Below are 4988 nucleotides of genomic sequence, written 5' to 3' on the forward strand. Positions count from 1 at the left end.
GGTGGCCGGGGGCGGTGGCGGGCCGGTAGACGGCGGCCGCGGCGAAGGGCTCGAGGTCGGGCAGGGTCGGCAGCAGCATCCTCTGGAAGCGCTCCGCGGAAGCGCGGGTCCGGTCGAAGAGGCGGGCGTTCTCGATGGCGATGCCCGCCGCGCCGGCCAACGCCGTCACCACGTCCTCGTCCTGGTCGTCGAACGGTTCGCCGTCGTGCCGGTCGCACAGGTAGAGGTTGCCGTAGATCCGGCCGCGCACGCTGATCGCCACCCCGAGCAGGGTACGCATCGGCGGGTGCCCCGAGGGGAAGCCGACGGAGTCCGGATGGTGCGGCAGGTCCTTCACGCGCAGCGGCTCGGGGTGGTGGATCAGGTGCCCCAGCAGGCCCCGGCCGTGCGGGAACTCGGATCCGGCCAGGTCCTCGTACTCCGTGGTGCTCAGGCCGAGGGGGATGAAGTCCTCCAGGGCCGTGCCGTCGTCGTTCAGTACGCCGAGGGCCCCGTAGCGGGCGTCGACGAGTTCCATCGCGGTGCTGACGATCCGCCGCAGCACCACGGGCAGTTCGAGTTCCCGGCTGATGGAGAGGACCGCGCCCAGCAGGCCCCGCATGCGCTGCTGCGCTCCGGTCGGATGGTCCCTGCGCCCGGCGGCGCGGTCCGGGTGCCCCTCCTCGCCGGGGCGCGGAGACTCCGGGCGCCGCCGGCCGTCGTCCCGGGCCACCGTGTCCCACCTCTCTTCGCGCGTCGGACGTGGTGCCGATGTCACGCATCCGAGAACATCGTGACCCGGTTCCCCGGCTTCCGCACGCACACGGCCCCCTCCCGGTGCGCGGTGACGGCCGCCGCGCGGATGGCCTCGGGCCCGGTGCCGGGGCCCGCGGGGGACGGAGGACGGACGCGTGCCGCGGGCGGGGGCGGGTGTCTCCGCCGGTGGCCGGCGCGGACGGGACGTTCCGGGCGTACGTCCCGCGCACGCCCGCTCACGGAGCCGCGTCGTGAATCACCAGTTTGAACTCGGCGAGTGTCACCAGCCGGGAAGCGGCGTCGTTGTGCGTGACGCGCAGTGCCAGGGGGGTGCCGGGCGTGACGAAGACGCCGTGGTTCTTGACGTAGTACTGGCCGCCCGGTGTCGGGGTGCGGTGCTCGGTCGCCGTGGTGTCCCCGGGGTGCGCGGTCAGGCCGAGCGGGTCCCGCACGAACTGGTCGCGCACCTCGGTGTAGCCGCCGGGGGAACCGGCCGCCTCCCACTGGATCATGGCGTGCAGATGACCCCAGCCCGCCTTGGACGGCCAGATCAGCCCGCTGCGGTCGTCCGTCGCCCAGTCGTCCACCACGTACCCGTCGGGCTGGACGGCCTGGTGCATGCCGAACCGGTCGGCCGGCTCGGCCGCGCCGAACGGGAACCTCATCACCCGGTACGTGCCGCCGGGCGGGACCGGCTGGTGCGCGTCGGTCTTGAGGGAGCACACCTGTACTCCGGGAGCGGGAGTCGCGTCAGCGGGCATACCACGATGCTGCCCGACGCCGGACCGGCCGACGCCGGGCCGGCCGGTCCGGTCGACGGCGCTCGAGGCACAGTGTGCGGCGGGGCATGCTCGTGCGCCGCCCCGTGCTCCGGCGCGCACAACCATCGGCCCGCGGTGCGAGTCCTGTCGTTGCCGGGCCCTTCACGGGCGCGGCCAGTCGCCCGCCCACAGTGAGGGGTCCGCCATGTCCTCCCGTGCATTCCACCTGTCCGCCGTGACGGCGGTCGCAGCCGTCGTCACCGTCACGGGGACGGCACCCGCGGCGTCCGGTTCCGGCACCCCCTCGTCCGGTTCGGCCGCACCCGGCGTCACGGCGGTGTCCCGGGCCGATTTCGACGCCGACGGTCAGCCCGACGTCGCCATCGGCGCCCCGGGAGGCACCATCAACGGCAGGGCGGAGGCCGGGTACGTCGCCGTGGTCTACGGAATGGCCGAGGGGCCGAACGGGGTCAGGCGCCAGCTGGTCAGCCAGAACCGCTATGCCGTACCCGGCACGGCGGAAACGGGCGACCGCTTCGGCGGTCATCTCACGGCGGCCGACCTGGACGGCGACGGCTTCACCGACCTGGTGGTCGGAGCCCCCGGCGAGGACGCCGACGGCGCGCGTGACGTCGGGCGGTACACCGTCCTGTGGGGCAGCGTGGGCGGGCTCGCCACCGCCACCGCCATCGGCCCGGGGACGTCAGCGGCCCGCGCGGGCGACTTCGACGGGGACGGGCACCTCGACCTGGCCACGGCCCGGCACGTCCGCTACGGGCCCTTCGGCCGTACGGGGGGAGCCGCCCGCACCGGCCCGCTCGTCGTCCCCGGCATCCGCGTGGGGGCGATGGACGCCGGCGACGTGGACGGCGACGGCGTGACCGACCTGGTCGTCGCCGGCGGTGCGCCGGCCCGGGACGGACTGCCGGCCCCGCTGGGGCGCCTGCGGCTGCTCAGGGGCACGGAGGACGGTCTGGTGGCGGGGCCGGCGATCGCCCCCGCGGACACCGGGTCCGCGGACAGCGTCGCACTGGGCGACGTCGACGGGGACGGCCGGCAGGACGTGGTCTTCGGGCGCAGCACCGCGGGCGGCGGCGGCCTGCTGGGGGTGGTGCGGGGCACGGCGGACGGTCTCGCGGCGAGGGCCACGCTCATCGGCCAGGACTCCCCCGGTGTCCCGGGCACGGGCGAGAGCGGTGACCGCTTCGGCACCGACGTGGCGGTCGGTGACGTCACCGGGGACGGCTACGCCGATGTGGTCGCCGGTGTCCCCGGCGAGGACCTGGCCGGGCGGGAGGACGCCGGCAGGTTCGTCGTTCTGCGCGGGAGCGCCGCCGGGGTCACCGGCGGTGCGGCGCAGGCCTTCGGCCAGAACACGGCCGGCGTGCCCGGATCGGCCGAGGACGGCGACCGCTTCGGCGCGGGTACCGCCGTCGTCGGTGGGCACGTCGTCGTCTCGGCGCCGGGTGAGAACAGGGGGTCCGGTGCCGTGTGGGCCTTCGCCGGCACCGCGGCGGGGATCACCGCCACCGGATCGGTGAGCTTCGGGCCGGGCACGCTCGCCGCGCCCACGGCCGGCGCCCGGCTCGGCGCGGCCTTCCACCGCTGACGCCGGTGAAGGGGCGGGCGTGTTCGCGCGGCGCGGGCGCGCGAGGGCGGCCCGGAGCCGGCCGGCGAGGACCGGCCGGTGCCGGGCAACCGGCGCCCGCACCCGGGGCGTGACGTGGGCCCGGCCCGACGCCGCCCGCGGCCCGCGGGGCGGACCCGACGACGGGTTCGGGCCCGTTCGGACCGACGGGCCCGGGACGCCCCGGCCGCCGCGGGCTCCCTCCCGGCGGGCCCGGCCCGCCGGCCCGTCCGCACGGAAACGGCACGGCTCTGCCGGGCGCGACGGCGCCGGGGCGCCCGGCGGTAGTGCCTGCGCCACCTCGAAGCGGGCAGTGTGCGGGCTGGTGAGGCTCCCGCGCACACGGAAATCTGGGGGTATGACACCACGCCGCGCAGCCGTCCTCCCCTCGGTCCTCCTCTCCCTCGGCGCCCTCGCCCTGAGCACCCCGGCCGTCGGGGCCGAGGGGGCGAGGACACCCGCTTCGGTTCCGGCGCCGCGGGCCACCGGGCCCGGGCAGTCCGAGGAGGCGGTGGTCCGGGCCATCGAGCGCAGCGCGCACACGCTCCGCGGCACCGACCCCGGAGGCGGCCTGCGGGACCTCGACGCGCTGGGCCGCATGATCGAGGGGGCCGGCGTGGTGGGCCTGGGCGAGGCCACCCACGGGTCGCGGGACTTCTTCCGCATGAAGCACCGGCTCTTCCGTTACCTGGCCGAGGAGAAGGGCTTCCGGAGCTTCTCCCTCGAACTCCCCTGGAGCAGCGGTGTGCGGATCGACGACTACGTGGTGAACGGCGAGGGCAGCCTGGAGGACATCGCGCGTGAGGAGTTCCAGGGTGCGTACCGCGCCTGGCACAACCAGGACTACCTCGACCTCATCGAGTGGATGCGCGCTCACAACCGCCGGCACCCGCACGACCCCGTGCGCTTCACCGGCAACGACATGGGCCATGCCGGACCGGAACTGTACGAGCGGGTGACCGGCCATGTGGCCCGCCGTCACCCGCGGCTGCAGGAACGCGTCGCCGCGCTCTACCGCGGGCTGCCGCCGGTCACCGGCCTCGGCACCCACAGCCGGGAGTACCTCGAGCTGCCCCTGGCCGAGCGCAGGGAACGGGCGGAGCGGACCGGGAAGGTGCTCGCACTGCTGCGGGAGCAGCCTGCCGGCCGCGGTGCCGACCGGCGGGACCATCTGTGGGCCGTGCAGCACGCCAGGGCCATCCACCAGATGGCCGAGGGCTACGCCTTCGACATCACCGACGAGGAACAGGTCGCGGAGATGATGAGGTTCCGCGACGGGGTGATGGCCGAGAACGTGGCCTGGTGGCACCGGCACACCGGCGACCGGATCCTGGTCTCGGCGCACAACACGCACGTGTCGTACGACTCCTTCGACGTGCGATACCCCAAGACGCAGGGGGCGTTCCTCCGCGACACGTTCGACGAGGGCTACGTCAGCATCGGCTTCAGTTTCCACCGGGGGGCGTTCAAGGCGTTCGGCACCGACGACGACGTGATGCGGACCCACCGTGTGGGTGCCGCGCGGCCGGGATCCAACGAACACACCCTGGACCGGGCCCGCCAGCGCGACTACATCCTCGACATGCGCACCGCGCCCCGCTCCGTCCGCGACTGGCTGGCCCGGCCGCGCGTCACCCACAACATCGGCGCCGGATGGCCCGACCCCACGGAGTACAGGATCGCCCTCGGCGAGGCGCACGACATCCTCATCCACCTCGACGAGGTCGAGGCCACCACGTACCTGGGCACCCCCTGAGTCCGGCCGGCGGGCCCCCGCCCGACGCGGCCGGAGCGGCGAGCGGTGCCGGAGGGCGGGGCCGGGGCCTTTCCGGGACCGGTCCGTCCGGCGGCCGCCGGGACCGGAC

At 75.4% G+C, this 4988-nt stretch carries 4 protein-coding genes; 2 read left to right on the forward strand and 2 right to left on the reverse strand.

What is annotated here, in order from left to right:
* A partial coding sequence (locus AOK18_RS19780; protein WP_157865133.1) for a GAF domain-containing protein occupies positions 1–601 on the reverse strand: 601 nt, incomplete at its 3' end.
* Positions 602–971: 370 nt separating this feature from the next.
* A complete protein-coding gene (locus tag AOK18_RS19785; RefSeq protein WP_055695230.1) occupies positions 972–1496 on the reverse strand; it encodes a hypothetical protein in 525 nt (174 codons plus the stop codon).
* Between the two features lie 205 nt (positions 1497–1701).
* Between AOK18_RS19785 and AOK18_RS19790 the strand changes: the two genes are divergently transcribed.
* Positions 1702–3105, forward strand: coding sequence for an FG-GAP and VCBS repeat-containing protein (locus AOK18_RS19790; RefSeq protein ID WP_055695231.1), 1404 nt, complete (start codon positions 1702–1704; stop codon positions 3103–3105).
* Between the two features lie 376 nt (positions 3106–3481).
* Positions 3482–4879 carry an erythromycin esterase family protein gene (locus AOK18_RS19795; RefSeq protein WP_055695232.1) on the forward strand — a complete coding sequence of 466 codons (1398 nt, stop codon included), beginning with the start codon at positions 3482–3484 and terminating at the stop codon, positions 4877–4879.
* The last annotated feature ends 109 nt before the right edge of the window (positions 4880–4988 follow it).

The sequence above is a fragment of the Streptomyces prasinopilosus genome, from assembly GCF_001419695.1.
Lineage (GTDB): Bacteria > Actinomycetota > Actinomycetes > Streptomycetales > Streptomycetaceae > Streptomyces > Streptomyces prasinopilosus.

Bases quoted from the DNA above. Each gene is read 5' to 3' on its own strand.
- AOK18_RS19785 (WP_055695230.1), bottom strand. From the start codon at position 1,496: ATGCCCGCTGACGCGACTCCCGCTCCCGGAGTACAGGTGTGCTCCCTC.
- AOK18_RS19790 (WP_055695231.1), top strand. From the start codon at position 1,702: ATGTCCTCCCGTGCATTCCACCTGTCCGCCGTGACGGCGGTCGCAGCC.
- AOK18_RS19795 (WP_055695232.1), top strand. From the start codon at position 3,482: ATGACACCACGCCGCGCAGCCGTCCTCCCCTCGGTCCTCCTCTCCCTC.